18 protein-coding genes are annotated in these 16,388 nt (G+C 68.6%); 5 read left to right on the forward strand and 13 right to left on the reverse strand.

All coding sequences use genetic code 11. The features are described from left to right. Positions 1–206: 206 nt before the first annotated feature. From AB4Z09_RS19320 to AB4Z09_RS19350, 7 genes are all read right to left on the reverse strand, one after another. On the reverse strand, positions 207–1,550 hold the full coding sequence (locus tag AB4Z09_RS19320) for an MFS transporter (RefSeq protein WP_114721091.1): 1,344 nt from the start codon (positions 1,548–1,550) through the stop codon (positions 207–209). Positions 1,551–1,715: 165 nt separating this feature from the next. Further along, positions 1,716–2,720 (reverse strand): amidohydrolase family protein, encoded by a 1,005-nt coding sequence (locus AB4Z09_RS19325; RefSeq protein WP_114721093.1) that lies wholly within the window; start codon positions 2,718–2,720, stop codon positions 1,716–1,718. Between the two features lie 3 nt (positions 2,721–2,723). Continuing rightward, positions 2,724–3,245, reverse strand: a complete 522-nt coding sequence (locus tag AB4Z09_RS19330) for a 3-hydroxyanthranilate 3,4-dioxygenase (RefSeq protein WP_442240474.1) — start codon at positions 3,243–3,245, stop codon at positions 2,724–2,726. Next, entirely contained in the window at positions 3,242–3,709 is a 468-nt protein-coding gene (locus AB4Z09_RS19335; RefSeq protein WP_114721097.1) for a RidA family protein, read from the reverse strand. The genes AB4Z09_RS19330 and AB4Z09_RS19335 overlap by 4 nt, the downstream gene beginning before the upstream one ends. Then, positions 3,706–4,485, reverse strand: a complete 780-nt coding sequence (locus AB4Z09_RS19340) for a 2-keto-4-pentenoate hydratase (protein WP_442240475.1) — start codon at positions 4,483–4,485, stop codon at positions 3,706–3,708. Before AB4Z09_RS19340 ends, AB4Z09_RS19335 begins: the two co-directional genes overlap by 4 nt. Positions 4,486–4,523: 38 nt before the next feature. Beyond that, on the reverse strand, positions 4,524–5,999 hold the full coding sequence (locus AB4Z09_RS19345; RefSeq protein ID WP_114721101.1) for a 2-hydroxymuconic semialdehyde dehydrogenase: 1,476 nt from the start codon (positions 5,997–5,999) through the stop codon (positions 4,524–4,526). A 122-nt stretch (positions 6,000–6,121) separates the two neighbouring features. Further along, a complete protein-coding gene (locus tag AB4Z09_RS19350; protein WP_442240476.1) occupies positions 6,122–6,880 on the reverse strand; it encodes a TetR/AcrR family transcriptional regulator C-terminal domain-containing protein in 759 nt (252 codons plus the stop codon). 121 nt (positions 6,881–7,001) lie between these two features. Here AB4Z09_RS19350 and AB4Z09_RS19355 point away from each other — a divergent pair, with 121 nt between their 5' ends. Beyond that, positions 7,002–8,765 (forward strand): DEAD/DEAH box helicase, encoded by a 1,764-nt coding sequence (locus tag AB4Z09_RS19355; protein WP_442240477.1) that lies wholly within the window; start codon positions 7,002–7,004, stop codon positions 8,763–8,765. Beyond that, the gene (locus AB4Z09_RS19360) at positions 8,765–9,322 is read left to right on the forward strand and encodes an SWIM zinc finger family protein (RefSeq protein WP_442240478.1); all 558 of its coding nucleotides are present in this window, start codon (positions 8,765–8,767) and stop codon (positions 9,320–9,322) included. Before AB4Z09_RS19355 ends, AB4Z09_RS19360 begins: the two co-directional genes overlap by 1 nt. Before the next feature lie 13 nt (positions 9,323–9,335). Here the strand turns inward: AB4Z09_RS19360 and AB4Z09_RS19365 are convergent, their stop codons facing one another. Further along, positions 9,336–10,121, reverse strand: a complete 786-nt coding sequence (locus tag AB4Z09_RS19365) for an MBL fold metallo-hydrolase (RefSeq protein WP_442240479.1) — start codon at positions 10,119–10,121, stop codon at positions 9,336–9,338. Positions 10,122–10,234: 113 nt separating this feature from the next. Next, the gene (locus tag AB4Z09_RS19370) at positions 10,235–10,999 is read right to left on the reverse strand and encodes an SDR family NAD(P)-dependent oxidoreductase (protein WP_114721111.1); all 765 of its coding nucleotides are present in this window, start codon (positions 10,997–10,999) and stop codon (positions 10,235–10,237) included. A 133-nt stretch (positions 11,000–11,132) separates the two neighbouring features. On the opposite strand from AB4Z09_RS19370, the gene AB4Z09_RS19375 reads away from it, so the two are divergent. Beyond that, positions 11,133–11,756 (forward strand): TetR family transcriptional regulator, encoded by a 624-nt coding sequence (locus AB4Z09_RS19375; RefSeq protein WP_114721113.1) that lies wholly within the window; start codon positions 11,133–11,135, stop codon positions 11,754–11,756. Positions 11,757–11,810: 54 nt separating this feature from the next. On the opposite strand, the gene AB4Z09_RS19380 is transcribed toward AB4Z09_RS19375, so the two are convergent. The 3 genes from AB4Z09_RS19380 to AB4Z09_RS19390 form a co-directional block, all read right to left on the reverse strand. Beyond that, on the reverse strand, positions 11,811–12,641 hold the full coding sequence (locus AB4Z09_RS19380) for an enoyl-CoA hydratase-related protein (protein ID WP_254622775.1): 831 nt from the start codon (positions 12,639–12,641) through the stop codon (positions 11,811–11,813). Between the two features lie 120 nt (positions 12,642–12,761). Then, on the reverse strand, positions 12,762–13,232 hold the full coding sequence (locus AB4Z09_RS19385) for a RidA family protein (protein ID WP_442240480.1): 471 nt from the start codon (positions 13,230–13,232) through the stop codon (positions 12,762–12,764). A 5-nt stretch (positions 13,233–13,237) separates the two neighbouring features. Beyond that, the gene (locus AB4Z09_RS19390; RefSeq protein ID WP_005515911.1) at positions 13,238–13,402 is read right to left on the reverse strand and encodes a DUF4177 domain-containing protein; all 165 of its coding nucleotides are present in this window, start codon (positions 13,400–13,402) and stop codon (positions 13,238–13,240) included. Between the two features lie 54 nt (positions 13,403–13,456). On the opposite strand from AB4Z09_RS19390, the gene AB4Z09_RS19395 reads away from it, so the two are divergent. Together AB4Z09_RS19395 and AB4Z09_RS19400 are read left to right on the forward strand one after the other, a co-directional pair. Then, a complete protein-coding gene (locus AB4Z09_RS19395; RefSeq protein WP_114721119.1) occupies positions 13,457–14,497 on the forward strand; it encodes an ArsA-related P-loop ATPase in 1,041 nt (346 codons plus the stop codon). After that, positions 14,494–15,633: an ArsA family ATPase gene (locus tag AB4Z09_RS19400; RefSeq protein WP_114721121.1), complete on the forward strand. Its 1,140-nt coding sequence runs from the start codon at positions 14,494–14,496 to the stop codon at positions 15,631–15,633. The genes AB4Z09_RS19395 and AB4Z09_RS19400 overlap by 4 nt, the downstream gene beginning before the upstream one ends. Before the next feature lie 144 nt (positions 15,634–15,777). Here AB4Z09_RS19400 and AB4Z09_RS19405 read toward each other — a convergent pair whose 3' ends face one another. Further along, entirely contained in the window at positions 15,778–16,101 is a 324-nt protein-coding gene (locus AB4Z09_RS19405) for a WhiB family transcriptional regulator (RefSeq protein ID WP_114721123.1), read from the reverse strand. Positions 16,102–16,388: the final 287 nt, after the last annotated feature.

Here is a 16,388-nt window from a genome sequence, read left to right on the forward strand (position 1 = left end):
CGCTGGATCCGATCGGCCACGCTGGATCCGATCGGCCACAGCGTCGGGGTCACGCTCTCGGCCGGTCGCACGCTGAGCCCGTCCGCGGCCGCGCTGGTGGACTTCCTCGCCGAGTTCGCGGCCGAGATCGCGCCCCAGCGAGGCTGATCCGGAACGGGCGGAGCCGCCCACCGGAAAGGTGGACGGCTCCGAATCCCCCGACAGGATCAGACGTGGACGACGGACGGCGCCTCGTCGTGCTGCAGGCCGCGGGACGAGTCCGGCACCACCCGGAACAGGGCGATGGCACCGAACAGGCTGACGGCGCAGATGATCGCGAGGTACCACGTGACGCCGGTGGACGATCCGGTGGCGTCGAGCAGCGCGGTGGCGATCATCGGCGCCAGGCCACCGCCCAGGATCGCTCCGCTCTGCAGGATCAGCGACGATCCCGAGTACCGAACCTTCGTGGGGAACGTGTCAGCGATGATGCTGCCCTGCACGCAGTGCGTGACGGGCACGATCAGGCCCATGCCGAGGAACGCGATCACGGCGACGACGGAGTTCTCGGTGTTGAGCAGCGGGAAGAACACGATGCACCACACCAGGATCGCGGCGGAGCCGGCGATGAACATGGTGCGCCGGCCGTGCTTGTCGGCGACCCTCGTCCACACCGGAATAGACGCGAACCACAGGACCGCGGCCGCCGTCACGCTCAGGATCAGGAACTGCTTGTCGTAGCCGAGGTGCTGCGTGCCGTACGACAGCGAGAACACCATGAAGGCATACGCGACAGCGGAATTCGCGAGGACCGCGAGCAGGGTCAGCGACAGTCGGGGGAAGCCGACCTTCAGCGCCTCGCGGAGCGGGAACTTGGCCACCTCGTTGTTCTCGACGATCCCGGTGAACGACGGCGACTCGGTGACCCGCAGGCGGATGACCAGACCGATGGCGACGAGGACGAAGCTGAGCAGGAACGGGATCCGCCAACCCCAGGAGGCGAACGCACTGTCCGACATCACCGAACTGGTGGTGAGGAAGATGCCGTTCGCGAGCACCAGACCCGCCGGGGTGCCCATCTGCGGGAACCCGGCGTAGAGGTTCTTCTTGCCGGCCGGGGCGTGTTCCATCGACATCAGCGTCGCGCCGGCGCCCTCACCGCCCAGTCCGATGCCCTGCACGACGCGCATGGCGACGAGCAGGATCGGGGCCCAGACGCCGATCGCGTCGTAGTTCGGGATGAGGCCGATCAGGGTCGATCCGATGCCCATCATCACGAGTGAGACCACGAGGGTCGCCTTGCGGCCGATCCGGTCCCCGAAGTGACCGAACACCAGACCGCCGAGCGGGCGGGCGATGAATCCGACCGCGAACGTGCTGAACGCGGCGAGGGTTCCGGCGGTGGGGCTCAGGCTGGGGAAGAACTGCTTGTTGAAGATCAGTGCGGCGGCGGTGCCGTAGAGGAAGAAGTCGTACCACTCGAGGGTGGTGCCGGCCAGGGTCGCCATGGCGACGCGGCTGCGCGCGGCCGCGACGGGGGCGGTGCCCCGGCCTGGTGTGCTGTCGGTCATCGCAGATACCTATCGGGTGTCGGGGGAGGCGGTCGGATCTCCGAGATCCGTTCTTCGCCAGGAGAATCCGGCGGCCAATTCGGCCTTGTACGGAAGATTCTGCACACGTGAGACATGACTCACAAATGCCGAATCGGCCGCCGGGTATCTCAATTTGGCTATGCCTCAGGCGATGTCGGAGAGCCCGAGGAACCGCTCGGCGTTGCCGCGCTGGATCAGATTGCGTGCGGTCTCGTCGAGGAACTCACTCTTGCGCACGACCTCCCCGACCGGCCGCTCCCCCAGCGGGTACGGGTAGTCACTGCCCACCATCACCCGGTCGACACCGACGGTGTCGACCAGCAGGCGCAGTGCGCGGTCGTCGAACACGACGGAGTCCACATAGAAGCGACCGAGGTAGTGTGACGGCGGCATCTCCGAGGTACCGATGATGTCGTTGCGCCGATGCCACGCGTTCTCCATCCGTCCGAGCCAGAACGCGAAAGATCCACCGCCGTGCGCGAATCCGATCTTCAGTCGCTCGTCGATGCGGTCGAAGACGCCGCCGAGGACCAGGGCGAGGATCGACAGGTGGGTCTCGGCCGGCATCGCGGTGAGCCACTGCGCCATCCACCGGTTCAGGCGCGGCGACGAGTCCATGTCCCACGGGTGCACGAACACCGGGACGTCCAGCGACGCGCAGTGCTGCAGGAACGTCACCACGCCCTCGCTGTCGAGGTCGCGGTCACCGACGTGGTTGCCGATCTCCACGCCGCGGTGCCCGTTGGCGACGCTGCGCTCCACCTCACGGCAGGCGGCGTCCGCGTCCTGCAGCGGGACCTGACAGAACGGGATCAGCCGGTCCGGGGCGGGTGCGACGATCTCGAGCGCGAGATCGTTGAAGATCCGCGAGATGCGGGCGGCCTGCTCGCCGGTGCGTCCGTAGTTGAAGAACGCCGGCGTCGGCGAGACCACCTGGGTTCGGACACCGTCGGCGTCCATGTCCCGCAGCCGGGTCTCCGCGTCCCACGCGTCGGCCTGGATCCGACGGAACTCCTTGGAGCCCATCATGATGACGGCCTCGGACTCGCTCTCGACCCGCAGCCACGGCGCCTCCGGCCCGGCGTCCGCGGTGAGGTCGGGCCACCCCTTGGGGACGTAGTGCGTGTGGATGTCGATGATGCCGGACACTCGTCAGCCCTTTCCGGGGTGCAGGGCGCCGCACTTGTCGCACGTGCGCGCCTGCTCGTCCTCGTAGAACTRCACGAACACGGGCGGCAGGTCGGCGACGATGTCGCGCACCTGCAGTTCGATCTCGTGGATGAGGTGGTTGCATTCGAGGCAGTACCACTGGAACTTCTCGAGGGTGCCCTCGCGGCGCACTCGCTCGATGACCAGGCCGATCGAACCCGCGGTGGGCCGCTGCGGCGAGTGCGGCAGGTTGCCGGGGAGCAACCAGGTCTCGCCCTCGCGGATGTGGACCCGCTCGGGTCCGTCCTCGGTCATGACGTCGACGTGGATGTCGCCCTCGAGCTGGTAGAACCACTCCTCGTACGGGTCGAGGTGGTAATCGGTGCGCTGGTTGGGTCCACCGACGACCTGCACGATGAAGTCGTCACCGAGCGCCATCGTCTGGTTGTTGACCGGCGGCGCGAGCAGGTGGCGGTTCTCGGCGATCCACTTCTGGAAGTCGATGACGGGCGGGATACGGGTCACGAGTGGTCCTCCGAGTCTGCGGCGGTGGTGATGTTCTTGCGACGGTCGGCGGGCAGATACGCCACGCCCTGGATCTCGATCAGCAGATGCGGGTGCGGAAGCTGGTGCACCGCAACCGTGGTGCGGGTGGGTCCGGTCTCGTCGAACATCTCGGCGTACACCTCGTTGTACCCACCGAAGTCGTTCATCGAGACCAGGTACGACGTGACCTGGACGAGATCGCTCAGTTCGGCACCGACCTCGGCGAGGATCGCCTCGATGTTCTCGATCACGGCGCGAGTCTGGGCCCGGATGTCGAGCTTGGTGGTGCCCATCTCGTCCACCTCGACGCCGACGAACGTGTTGTCCGGCCGACGCGAACTGGTGCCCGAGACGTACACGAAGTCGCCGGCCACCTTCACGTGCGGGAACCGTCCGCGCGGGGTGGCGAGGCGTTCGATCACTTTGGCTGCGTTGTCGCTCATGCGATTCCCTTCACCGTGACACTGCCCAGACCCTCGACGTCGCACTGTGCGGTGCCCGCGGCGAACGGGATCGCCGCCGTCGCCGCACCGGCGAGGACGACGTCCCCGGCCCGTAGCGGAATCTGCCGGCGTCGACTCATGTCGAGCAGCGCGTGCAGCGCGTTGACGGGATCGTCGAGGATCGCCGCCGTCGAGCCGGTGACGGACTCGCCGCCGGCCTCGAGCCGCACCGCGAGCTCGCCGACCCCCCGCACCGGCTGCCACGGGCCGATCACGTACGCGGCCGCAGAGGTGTTGTCGGCGACGACATCGGTGTAGGTGAAGCGGAAGTCCCGGTAGCGGGAGTCGATGATCTCCATCGCGGGAGCGACGGCGTCGACGCAGGATTCGATGTCGACGGTCGGATCGTCGACRTCCACGTCGCGCGCGAGACGGTACGCGATCTCGGGCTCGATCTTGGGGTGGATGAAGCGGTGCAGGTCGACGTCGCCGCCGTCCTCGACGCACATCGCATCGGTGAGCCGGCCGACGATCACATCGGAGACACCCATCTGGGCCATCTTCGCCTTGCTCGTGAAGCCGAGCTTCACACCGAGGAGCGTCTCGCCGCGCCCGCAGCGGAAGCCGATGAGCGACTCCTGGATGCGGTACGCGTCGTCGATGTCCACGGCGACGTCGTCGGCGAGGCTGAGGGTGTCGTGCACGCCGACCTGAGCGTCGTCCAGGCGCCGGGCCAGCGCTTGGATCTCGTTGCTGTCCAGTGGTTTCGTTTCCATCAGTCCTCGTTTCCCAGAAGTCCCATAAGTCCCAGAAGTCACAGCGCCACGCACACGTTCGTCGGCTCGGTGTAGAAGTGCAGCGAGGACTCGCCGCCCTCCCGCCCGATGCCGGACAGCCCGACGCCGCCGAACGGTGACCGCAGCTCACGGGTGAACCACGTGTTGACCCAGGAGATTCCGACGTTCATCTTCTGTGCGACACGGTGTCCGCGACGCAGGTCGTTGGTCCACACCGAGGCGGCCAGACCGTACTTGGTGTCGTTGGCCAGCGCGATCGCCTCCTCCTCGGTGTCGAAGGGCACCAGCGCGGCGACCGGCCCGAAGATCTCCTCACGGAGCACAGGATCCTCGTTGGTCAGCCCGGTCCACAGGGTGGGCTCCACCCACGATCCGAACGCGAACTTCGAGCCCAGGTCGGGGATTCCGCCACCGGTGAGCACCTTCGCTCCGGACTGCTCGGCCATCTTGAAGAAGCTCATGACCTTGTCGCGGTGTGCCTGCGAGATCAGCGGGCCGGTGGTGGTGTTCTCGTCGGTGGGATCGCCGAGCCGCAGTTGCTGCGCCCGCTCGACGAGGCCCGTCGCGATGTCGTCGAAGATCGCCCGGTGCACGTACACCCGTTCGGTGCACAGACACACCTGGCCGGTGTTGGTGAACACCGACTTGGTCAGCCCGGTCAGCGCCTCGTCGAGGTCGACGTCGTCGAACACGACGGCCGCGTTCTTGCCACCGAGCTCGAACGACACCGGGCGCACCCGCGGGGCAACGGTCTTCATCACGTGCGAGCCGGTCGCGGACGAGCCGGTGAACGTGACGCCGTCGATGCCGGGGTGCGTCGTGAGGTACTCGCCGGCGGAGTTGCCGCCGAAGCCGTGCACCACGTTGTACACGCCGGCGGGCAGACCGACCTCGGCGAGCACCTCGGCGAGCAGCGTCGCCGTCGCGGGCGTCTCCTCGCTGGGCTTGACGACCACCGCGTTGCCGCACGCCAGCGCGGGCGCCACCTTCCAGGTGAGCAGCAGCAGCGGCAGGTTCCACGGCACGATCACCGCCACCACGCCGAGCGGCTTGCGCACGGCGTAGTTGAGCGCCTGACGACCCCCGGCGAGGTCGGTCATGAACGATTCCTGACCGGCGGCCGCCGCGACGTCGGCGAAGGTCCGGAAGTTGGTGAGCGCGCGGGCGACATCCAGTTCGCGGGCCTGCGTGATCGGCTTGCCGGTGTCCGCCATCTCGGCGGCCACGAACTCCTCGAACCGCTCCTCGATGCGGTCCGCCGCCCGACGCAGCAGCGCCGTGCGCTCGCGGACCGGGGTGTCGGCCCAGCCGTTGTCCAGCGCGCGGCGCGCGCCGGTCACGGCACGGTCGACCAGCACCTGGTCGGCCTCGTGCACCTGGGCGAGGACCCGCCCGGTCGCCGGGTCGATCTGGTCGAAGCCGCGCTGCGGGTCGGGATCGACGAATGCGCCGTCGACGAAGTTACGGATCCAGCCGTCGAGGGTTGAAGTCATGGATCAATGGTCGAGCCCCGATCCATGCCGAACAAATGCCAAATCGGGTTCTACCCATGCCCTTGTAGGCATACGTCCCGCGCAGAGCCCACGGAGAACCGGCGCAGGGTTGCGGAGATGTGTCAGTCTGCCGAAACCTCACGCTCGATCCCGTCCAGCAGCTTGGCGAGCCCGTACTCGAACGCGCCGTCCGGGTCTGCGGGCGCCTGGTACAGCTCCCCGACCGTCGAACCCACCCGCGACGACAGCGGGAACAGACTCGGCGGCATGGCCGCAGCGAACAACGGGCCGTGCACCTCCCACCACTGGGCGTCACTCAGTTGCCGCGTCGCATCGATCGCCGCGACCGCCACTCGGGCGTTGCCCGTGGCGAACTCCGACAGCACCGCGATCACCCGGTCCATCGCAACATCCGACAGGCCGATGCCCTCGATCGCGGCCAGCTGCTGTTCGTAACGCCGCATGCGCCCCGGCCCGAGCACGAGCCGCCAGGGCGGCACTTCCAGGAGCCAGGGATGCGCGATCAGTTCGGCGCGGACCTGACGGGCAATGGAGGCCATCCGTTCGCGCGGTGCGAGGTCCCCCGAAATCGAGGTGGTGTCCTCGTCGGCGACCGCGTCGACCATGAGGATCGTGAGTGCGTCCTTGCTGGGGACGTAGGTGTACAGGCTCATCGGCCGCAGACCCAGCTCGGTGGCGACCGAGCGGATGGAGACGCTGGCGTAGCCCTCCCGGTCGGCGAGCGCGATCGCCGCGGCGACCACCGCGTCGACACTGACCGTCTGCTTCGGGCCGCGCCTGGCAGGCTGCGGCGGAAGCTCGTGCCGCCACAGCAGGTTCACCACCTGTTTCGCCTGCTCGGCGCTGATCTCCTCGCCCACGGAGCCCCTTCGGAACAAATCCAGTACGGTGTACGTTGTCAGGGATACTCCGTACACCATACGCTACTTTCGGGGGTCTACTCTGCCCAGCACAAACGCCACCTACCTGCCGGATCGGCACATGTTCGCGCTCTGGACGTGGACGGGCCGCGGCACCGGCCCCGCCCCGAGCGTCCACGGCGACCGCGAGACCCTGGCGCTCGCGCTCCCGGTCGGCGCGGACGGCGCGATCGAGGTTGCCGACGTGGACACCACGCTCGTGGACACCACGACCCTCGCCGGACTGACGCTCGAACCGGCGGGAGAGTCGGTGACGCTGTGGCAGGACGCAGTGCACGCCACCGACGGCGGCCCGCTCACCCCGCCGGCCACCGACAGGCCGTCCCTGCCCGTCGCGGCGCACGCGGTGCCGAACGCCTCCGGCACCGCGATCGTGTCGGCGGAACACGCCGTTCGCGTCCTGCGCGAATCCGAGGCCGTGGCGGCCGAACTACGTTCGACGCTGGAGGCGCAACTCCGGCCCTACCAGGCACGTGGCGTCGGCTGGCTGCGGGAGACCGTCGACGCTCACGGCGGCGCGGTGCTCGCCGACGAGATGGGCCTCGGCAAGACCGTACAGACCATCGGCTTCCTCCTCGGTCGCGCGGAGGCGGAGCCGCAGCTCGTGGTCTGCCCGACCTCGCTGGTCGGCAACTGGGCACACGAGATCGGGCGATTCGCGCCGGGACTACATGCGACGGCGTGGCGCGGCGGGCAGATCCCCGCCGAACCGGGAACCGTCGTCATCGTGGGATACCCGACCTTGCGCATACACGGCGAACTGCTGGCCGGACAGCACTGGAGCACGGTGGTCTTCGACGAGGCGCAGGCGCTGAAGAACCCGCGCACCCAGATCTCGAAGGCTGCGCGGGCGTTGGACAGTGCGGCGAAGATCGCGCTGACCGGCACACCGGTGGAGAACCACCTCGACGAGCTGTGGGCGCTGGTGAACCTGGTCGCGCCCCGGATGCTCGGGCACCGGGCGCAGTTCCGGCGGCGGTTCGTCCAACCGATCCAGGAGGGCTCGGTCGCCGCCGCGACCCGGTTGCGCGACACCATCGAGCCGATCATGCTGGCGCGCAAGAAGGTCCAGGTGGCCGCGACGCTACCGCCGAAGATCCACAACGACATGCTGTGCGATCTCACCGCCGAGCAGGAGGAGATCTACGACCTCCTCCTCGCGGAAGCCATCGATGACGGGTTCGGTTCCGGTATCGAACGCCACGGCCGTGTCCTCGCGGTGCTGACCTCACTGAAGCAGGTCTGCAACCAYCCCGGGCTGGTCACCGGCGAACTGGAGTCACTCGCCGGCCGGTCCGGGAAGCTCGACCTGTGCACCGACATCCTGGCCACCAATCTGGAAACCGCCAGCCCGACACTGGTCTTCACCCAGTATCGCCGGACCGGTGAACTACTCGTGCGCCATCTCGCCGATCAGTTCGCCGTCACGGCGCCGTTCCTGCACGGCGGGCTGGCCCCGGCCGAACGCGCCGAGATCGTGTCCCGGTTCCAGACCGAGGACGGACCGCCGGTACTGGTCCTGAGCCTGCGCGCCGCCGGCACCGGTCTGACACTCACCCGCGCCGCCGACGTCATCCACTTCGACCGCTGGTGGAATCCCGCGGTCGAGGCGCAGGCCTCCGACCGGGCACACCGGATCGGTCAGACGCGCACGGTCACCGTCACCACACTCACCTCGACCACCACCGTCGAGGAGCACATCGCGGGCATGCACGACCGAAAGGCTGCACTCACCGATCTGAGTGACACGGCGGGCATCGCCGCGCTCGCGGGACTCGACGACGACCAGTTGATCGAGATCCTTCGCCGCAAGAGGGAGAACTGATGGTGGACAACGAATTCGGATACACCGCATGGGGCATGGACTGGGTGCGGCTGGCCCAGCCGCTGCGCCAGAGCGGACCGGCGCGCCTACTCCTGCCTCGTGCTCGCAGCCTCGCACGCAACAACCTCGTGAAGGCGACGGTCGAGGGAGGGATCGTGCGCGCCTCGATCCACCGCGGGGGTCAGGCATCGGTGACCCAACTGGAGGTGGCGCCGCTGACCAGAGCGTCGATCACCGGCATCGCGGCGATAGTTCCGGACACCGCCGTGCTGACCGACGACATCCACCAGGACATCGTCACCGCCGGGATCGCGCTCGCACCCGTTCTCGCGGACACCGACTGTTCGTGTTCGGCGCGCTCCGCTCCCTGTCTGCACCTGCTCGCCGTCCTCTACGAAATCGCGCACCGAGTCGACGAGAACCCACAGCTCGCGCTGGACATCCAGGGCTACACCACTGCGATGCTGCATGATTCGGCGGTACCGGCGTCGACCGCGCGTTGGACACCCGTCAGCGCGCTCGATCCCGCGGCATTCTTCGAGAGGGCGTCGGGCTGAGCCCTGCCGGGACTCAGCTCCGCAGGTACTCCAACTGCACCCGCACCGACTGCTCGGCAGCCGGCCACAGCGTCTCGTCGACGTCGGTGTAGACGTGCTCGACCACCGCGCGGACGTCGGCGTCGGCGCCCAGGACGTCGAGTGCGCCGCGCACCTGCGCGAGTCGCTCCTCGCGGTGCGCGAGGTAGTAGCGGGCCACGGTCTCGAGGTCGGGCAGTTCGGGTCCGTGCCCGGGCAGGACCGTCCGGCCGGGGCCGAGGTCGATGAGGAGCCGCATCGACGCCAGGTAGTCGCGCAGATTTCCGTCGGAGGCGTCGAGGACCGTGGTGCCGCGGCCGAGGATGGTGTCGGCGGTGAGCACCGACCCGTCGTCCTCGATCACGAACGACACCGAGTCGGCGGTGTGGCCGGGGGTGCGCAGCACGCGCAGGGTGAGTCCAGCCGCCTCGATCGACTCGCCGTGCCCGAGTCCGCCGCCAACGCCGCGACGGAACTCCTCGCGGACCGCACGCACCGGCGCCCCGGTCAGTTCGTGGAACCGATCGAGGCCGCCGGTGTGGTCGTGGTGTCGGTGCGAGACCAGCGTCAGCACCACCGTGCCGACGCCCGCGACCCGTGCGAGGTGCTCGGGGTCGTCGTCGCCCGGGTCGACCACGATGCACTCGTCGCGACCCGGGCTCCGCAGGATCCAGGTGTTGGTGCCGTCGAGCGAGTACATGCTCGGGTTGTTCTCGAGCATCACCGCCGCGATCGGCGTGACCTGGCGCAGCTGGGCGTACGCGGGGTGCTGAAGCGTCATGGACGCCCCTTTCGTGACGGGCCGACAGCGTCTTCGGCGAAACCGAGCATCACTGTACGACTCCTGCCACGCCGCGGCCGCCCCGGACGACACCTACTGCGCGGCAAGCGCACTCACATGTGGGTGCCGCCGTCGATCCGGATCTCGGTGCCGGTGACGAACGCACCGTCGTCGGACGCGAGCATCGCGACGACGCCGGCGACGGTCTCGGGGCCCGCGAAGCCCTCGCCGATCCACGGGTACAGCTTGCCGATCAGGCTCGCGTCGACGTCCTCCGGGAAGCCCGGGTTGCTGGTCATGCCCGACGCGATGCTGCCCGGTGCGACCGCGACCGCGCGCAGGCCCTGCCTGGCGTACTCGAGCGCGATCGCATGCGTGAACGACTGGATGCCACCCTTCGACGCCGCGTACGCCGCCATGTAGGGGTGCGCGAACTGTGCCGACGTCGAACTGAAGTTCACCACGACGCCCTTGCCGGTCTCGAGCAGCGCGGGCAGCGACTGGCGGGTCACCAGGAACGTCCCGGTGAGGTTGGTGCCGATCACCTTGTTCCAGAAGTCGAGTTCGGTCTCGTGGGTGTGCGACGAGCGCAGGATGCCGGCCGCGTTGACCAGGACGTCCAGGCCGCCGAGCTGTTCGATCGCGCCGCCGATGTTCTCGCGGACCGAGTTCTCATCGGAGATGTCGGCGGTGACGGTGCGCAACCGGTCGGCGACTCCGGCCTGCTCGGCGCGCTCACGCGTCACTGCCAGGCCGTTCTCGACCACGTCGACGCCGGTGACGATGCCACCCTCGTCGAGGATGCGGGCCACCACGGCCTGACCGATGCCGGATCCGGCTCCGGTGACGAGTACTCGGCGTCCTTCGAATCGCTTCATGATTTCTCCTGTTCGCATAGAGTTGATTCACAGCTCTACTGGCACGGTAGGCCGAGATGGCACGTTGTGTCACGCATTTTCCGGAAACAAGACCGGTAGTCTGCGATCCGACACCACCCGAGGAGCCCAGAACATGCCCGGCGCACAGCCCGCCACCTCGCTGACCGAGCGACGGAAAGCGGAGACACAACTCGAGATCTCCCGACGCGCCGCAGAACTGTTCTCCGCACGCGGCGCGTCCGCGGTGACAGCCGAGGAGATCGCCGCGGCGGCCGGCATCGGCCTGCGCACGTTCTACCGCTACTTCCGCACCAAGGAGGAGGCAGTCGCACCCCTGCTCGCCGGCGGGGTCACGGGCTGGATCGCACACCTCACCGGCGACGGGGACGCCCCCTCGGACGAATCCGTGCAGGCCGCCCTCGAGCGGGCGACGCGCCAGGCACTGACGCCGTCCGACGACATCGCCGAGGAGATGCTGCAGTGGACCCGCGGACTGCTGCGGACGGTGCACGACGAACCCGGTCTACGAGCCGTGTGGCTGCGCGTACAGGCCGACTCGGAGGACGGACTGGTCGCGGCGCTCACGACGCTGATGGGGCCGACTGCCGACCCGCTGACCGTCCGGCTCACCGCGGCCTCCGCGAACGCCGCGATGCGGATCGCGGTCGAGACGTGGGCGGCGACCGACGCCCCGAGCACCGGCCCCGGCGGACCGGCGGATCTCGCGGCGCGCTGCATCCGCACCCTCGTCGGCTGAACCCCGAAGACAACTGAGCCGCACGCACCTCCCCACGGTGAGCACCCGGGCGGACTAGCCGAAAAGGTCGGGAAGGCCCTCCGAGATCCGATCCGGGAACACCGGTTCGCGTTTGGCCAGGAAGGCTCCCACGCCCTCGCGCACATCACCCGACGCACCACGCACGTAGATCGCCTGCGAGTCGGCACGGTGGGCCACCTCGGGACTCTCGGCTCCCAGCATTCGCCACATCAACTGCCGGGTGAGGGCGACGGACACCGGCGCGGTCCCGGCAACCAGTTCCCGCGCGACCTCGACCGCGCGAGCGAGTACCCGGTCGGCGGGGACGACCTCGCGCACGAGGCCGCGTTCGAGAGCTTCCGTCGCGGGCACCATCTTTCCGCCGAGGGTCCACTCCAGAGCGGTGGAGACGCCGACGACCCGGGGCAGGAACCAACTGGAGCAAGCCTCGGGGACGAGACCCCGCCTGGTGAAGACGAACCCGAATCGAGCTGTGTCGGAGGCGATCCTGATGTCCGCGGGCAGCATCATCGTGACACCGACGCCGGCCGCGGGGCCGTTGACGGCCGCAATGATCGGTTTCGTCGAGGCATAGAGGCGCAACGCCACCAGGCCGCCCTGGTCGGCGGGTGCACCGCCGGTCTGCGGATCGGTACCGAGCACGAAGGCCTCCCCGCCGGCAGCGAGGTCGGCTCCGGCGCAGAAAGCCCGGCCGGACCCGGTCAGCACCACCGCACGAATGTCGTCGTCCGCGTCGCACTCGTCCAGCGCCGCGACGATGCGCTCGCACATGTCGTAGGTGAAGGCGTTCAACCGATCCGGACGGTTGAGCCGCACGATCGCGATCTCACCGGACCGCTCCAACAGCACGACGTCGTCGTTCACGAATCCTCTTTCCCGCGACGATGTCGGATCAGCGTCGCCCGAGCCACGATAAGCCCGAAACGGCCTGAGCCGCATCCCCGTTCGGGAATGCGGCTCAGGTCGGACAAATTCGCGGACTGCTCAGCGCACCTCGGCGATGAGCTCGACCTCGACGGGCGCACCCAGCGGCAGTTCGGCCACGCCGACCGCGGAGCGGGCATGGATGCCGGCGTCGCCGAAGACCTCACCGAGGAACTCCGACGCCCCGTTGATCACGCCCGGCTGACCCGTGAATCCCTCGGCCGAGGCCACGAAGCCGACGACCTTGACGATCCGCGTGATCGAGTCGAGACCGACCAGCGCGTCGATCGCGGCGAGCGCGTTGAGGGCGCACGTGCGGGCGGCGGCCTTCGCGTCCGCGTCGGACACGTCCGCGCCGAGCTTGCCGGTGAGCGGCAGCTTGCCGTCCACGAACGGCAACTGCCCCGAGGTGTAGACGTGGTCACCGGTGCGGACGGCCGGCACGTACGCCGCGACGGGGGCGGCGACCGGCGGCAGCTCGATGCCCAGCTCGGCCAGGCGCGCGGTCCAGGACTGTGCGGTGTCTGCCACGAGCCTCAGCCCTTCGGACGCTTGAGGTACGCGACGTGCTGTTCACCCGTCGGACCGGGGAGAACCGTCACCAGCTCCCAGCCGTCCCCACCCCACTGGTCGAGGATCGCCTTGGTCGCGTGCGTGAGCAGCGGCACGGTCGCGTACTCCCAGGTAGTCAATTCACTCATGCCGGTGAGCCTATCCCCCGCACGTGTGGGCTCCTCGATATATAGGCTCGTGCCGTGGCAGCACCGACAGACACAGCCGCGCAGGAGCGGTCGCACCCCGCCGAGCCGGGATGGCCTCCCAACGCCGAGACGGCGCGACTGCACTTCGTCTCCGGCAAGGGCGGCACCGGCAAGTCCACCGTGGCGGCAGCGTTGGCGCTCTCGCTCGCGGCCGGCGGTCGGCGCGTGCTGCTGATCGAGGTCGAGGGCCGGCAGGGCATCGCGCAGTTGTTCGACGTGCCGCCGCTGCCGCCGCAGGAGACCAAGATCGCGACCGCGGACGGCGGCGGCGAGGTGGTGGCGCTCGCGATCGACCTGGAGACGGCGTTCCTCGAGTACCTCGACATGTTCTACAACCTCGGGTTCGCGGGGCGCGCGATGAAGAAGATCGGGGCGGTCGAGTTCGCGACCACCCTGGCTCCGGGCCTGCGCGACGTCCTGCTCACCGGCAAGATCAAGGAGTGCGTGGTCCGCACCGACAAGGCCGGCCGGCGCATGTACGACGCGGTCGTGGTCGACGCCCCACCCACCGGACGGATCGGGAAGTTCCTCGACGTCACGCGCGCGATGTCGGACCTGGCGAAGGGTGGTCCTATCCACTCGCAGAGCCAGGGTGTGGTGCGACTGCTGCACTCGGAGGAGACCGTCGTGCACCTGGTGACCCTGCTCGAGGCGCTGCCGGTGCAGGAGACGGCCGACGCCGTGGCCGAACTCGAGGCCGCGGACCTGCATCTGGGGACCGTGATCGTCAATCGCACAAACACCCCGTTCCTTCCGGAGGACGCTCTCGCCGACGCTGCGAAGGGCCGGATCGACGCGGACGCGATCCACACCGGCTTGGCGAAGGCGGGCATCACGCTGTCCGACGACGACTTCGCCGGTCTGCTGACCGAGACCATCGAGCACGCGGCCACCCTGGCCGCGCAGGACGAGAGCGCGGCCCAACTCGACGAGGTGAAGGTGACCCGGATGTATCTGCCCGCGCTGGTGGACGGCGTCGACCTCGGCGGGCTGTACGAGCTCTCCGAGAGCCTCACCGAGCAGGGTGTGCGATGAACCCGCCGCGGACCGCCCCGGCCCTCGACCTGGCCGGCGTCCTGACCGACCCGAAGACCCGGATCGTGGTGTGTTGCGGCGCCGGCGGCGTCGGCAAGACCACTACCGCCGCGTCGATGGCGCTGCGCGCCGCCGAGCAGGGCCGGCGCGTGGCCGTCCTGACGATCGACCCTGCGCGACGCCTCGCCCAGGCCCTCGGCGTGCAGGACCTCGACAACGAGCCTCAGCTGGTGGAGCTCGCGCCCGGCTCGACGGGCGAGTTGCACGCGATGATGCTGAACATGCGCCGCACGTTCGACGAGATGGTGCTCGAGCATTCCGCACCGGACAAGGCGCAGCAGATCCTGGCCAACCCCTTCTATCAGACCGTCGCGACCTCGTTCTCGGGAACGCAGGAGTACATGGCGATGGAGAAGCTCGGCCAGCTGGCGGCCGACGACCGGTGGGATCTGGTGATCGTGGACACCCCGCCGTCCCGCAACGCGCTGGACTTCCTGGACGCACCACAGCGGTTGGGCGCGTTCCTCGACGGCCGCATGATCCGGCTGCTCACGGCGCCGGGCCGCGGCATCGGTCGCCTCGTCACCGGCGCGATGGGCCTCGCACTCAAGGGCGTGTCCACCGTCGTGGGCAGTCAGATGCTGTCCGACGCGTCCGCGTTCGTGCAGTCCCTCGATTCGATGTTCGGTGGGTTCCGGGAGCGGGCGAGCCGCACGTACCAGTTGCTCCGGCAGGAGGGCACACAGTTCGTGGTGATCGCGGCCGCGGAGCCCGACGCGCTGCGCGAGGCCGCCTTCTTCGTCGACCGCCTCTCCGGCGACGACATGCCGCTGGCCGGTCTGGTGCTGAACCGGACGCATCCCACGTTGTGTTCGCTGCCCGCCGATCACGCCCTCACCGGTGCCGATCTCCTGGACGAGAGCGAACCCGTGGAGCCGGCGGACGAGCTGACCTCGGCTGTCCTGCGGGTCCACGCGCATCGCGCGGTCACGGCGAAGCGGGAGATCCGGCTGCTCGGGCGATTCACCGCAGCGCATCCACGGGTGCCGATCATCGGCGTGCCGTCCCTGCCGTTCGAGGTGTCCGATCTCGAGGCATTGCGCGCCGTCGGCGACCAGCTCGCACGACAGGGCTGAGAGGCACCGCGTAGGCACCGGTCAGGCACTGATCGGGCATGAAGGGCCGCGAGCAGCGGCGCCTGCACACCGCTGCTCGCGAACAAGTTGGGCTACAGATCGGACCTACTCCCCGACGAGGACCGAACTGCTGTGGTCTGAGCTTCAGACCGCCGACTGGTGCTGGCGCTGCGCCTCGAAGAACTCGGCCCAGGACTCCACCTCCGGATGCTGCTTGAGCAACGCGCGCCGCTGACGCTCGGTCATGCCACCCCACACACCGAACTCGACGCGATTGTCGAGGGCGTCGGCACCACACTGCATGAGAACCGGGCAGTGCCGGCAGATGGTGGCCGCCTTCCGCTGAGCCGCGCCACGTACGAAGAGCTGATCGGGATCTACTTCACGGCATCGGGCCTGTGCGACCCACTGAATACGGGCTTCCGCTTCCTCATAGTCGAGCCGTGTGGCTGTGGTGGTCATGTGCATTCGGTTCCCCTTCAGTCCGAACGCCGTTCCCCACGGCGTTCAGGATGTTCGCGCAATCGCTCTCGGTAGCACGTGAGGACTGCACCACATTCCTAATCCAGTGTTAGCTGTATCACACTGACTTCAGCCAATTTAGGTAAAGAACGCGCGGTGCGCAAGATCAGCTACCAAAATTCTGGTACGACCGTGCATGCTTCGCGGCAATTGCCCGAGTCGATCCGCACCTTCACCCCCGATCTCTCACGCCCGAGCGGCTGTCCACCGGGGCAATCGGTTCGTTCGACGTA

This window comes from Rhodococcus sp. TAF43, assembly GCF_052113525.1.
Lineage (GTDB): Bacteria > Actinomycetota > Actinomycetes > Mycobacteriales > Mycobacteriaceae > Prescottella.